Annotated in this window: 2 protein-coding genes; both read right to left on the bottom strand. The window is 38.0% G+C overall.

All coding sequences use genetic code 11. The annotated features are described in order from the left end of the window. Positions 1-185: 185 nt before the first annotated feature. Positions 186-833 carry a helix-turn-helix domain-containing protein gene (locus HMPREF0083_RS00470; protein ID WP_040300999.1) on the bottom strand — a complete coding sequence of 216 codons (648 nt, stop codon included), beginning with the start codon at positions 831-833 and terminating at the stop codon, positions 186-188. Then, a partial coding sequence (locus HMPREF0083_RS28925; RefSeq protein ID WP_021618911.1) for a hypothetical protein occupies positions 797-1,054 on the bottom strand: 258 nt, incomplete at its 5' end. The genes HMPREF0083_RS28925 and HMPREF0083_RS00470, both read right to left, overlap by 37 nt.

Below are 1,054 nucleotides of genomic sequence, written 5' to 3'. Positions count from 1 at the left end.
AGTAGGTGTCCAAATTCATTAGGGGGCTAAATAGATCGGACCTTTAAGGGGCAGTTTATTCCCCATCTATTCTTCCTCAATTTCTTCAGGTCTTGAGGCAAAGGGGATTACTGCCCGTTAAGGCGAGATAAATACAAAATATTATGCAAAGAAAAAGCCGCTCAAGGGAGTGATTATACTATTCTTCATTCATCTTTTAATAGTAAATTTAAAACTATTTGTACAGCAATAGCATCGTCTAAATAACCAATAGGAAATACGTAATCCGGAATAACATCTACCAGTGTAATAAAGTATAATAGCGCACTTCCAATTAAGAACAGCCTACGCGAAGTACCCTTACCTAAGCGAAATTCCTCATATAATTCCTGCAATTTATTAATAAACGGGCCTATGCTGCCCACTTTCTGAAGTTTCCCCTCAAAGCCCGCAAGAATGCTATTCTTCCCATCTTCCGTTTGTGAATATTGTCCATAATTAGCTAATTGCTGTTCAACACGTGCTATAGAAAACTTATTATCACATAAATTATACGATTCAAGAGAATTCAGAATAATATCAATGGACGTATGAATATCTGATTGCGGCTTTTCCTTACTCTGTTCGATAGGATAACCGGCAGCTTCAAATAGCTCTGTCATAGGAATCCCAAGGCAGTCAGCAAATTTTTGCAAGTGCTGGAGATTTGCTTTTCGTTTACCGCTTATAATCCGTGAGATCGTAGCTGTATCAATTTTAGTGAGTTCACTAAGTTTTCGCATTGACAATGAGCGCTCATTCAATAATTTTTTTAACATCAAACCGAGATTACTATTTTCTTTTCCTTCAGACATATTCTATTTTCCTTTCTATATACATCTGATTTGATAAACCGACACATGTTTGTGACGGGAGGTAAGAAAAAAACATGCTGCCTTTCTTCTGCCGGAGCGCAGGACGCATCCATCCTCTTCTTGTTTCCGAATCTCCTCCCAACCACCTGAACTTTTGTTACTGCGTCAAGCGATTTATATATATAAGACCAAGGGTGTTGATTATCCAGTATGATCCAGAG

This window comes from Aneurinibacillus aneurinilyticus ATCC 12856 (genome assembly GCF_000466385.1).
GTDB lineage: Bacteria > Bacillota > Bacilli > Aneurinibacillales > Aneurinibacillaceae > Aneurinibacillus > Aneurinibacillus aneurinilyticus.
This window is presented reverse-complemented; position numbering and strand designations above follow the sequence as displayed.

Bases quoted from the DNA above. Each gene is read 5' to 3' on its own strand.
- HMPREF0083_RS00470 (WP_040300999.1), bottom strand. From the start codon at position 833: ATGTCTGAAGGAAAAGAAAATAGTAATCTCGGTTTGATGTTAAAAAAA.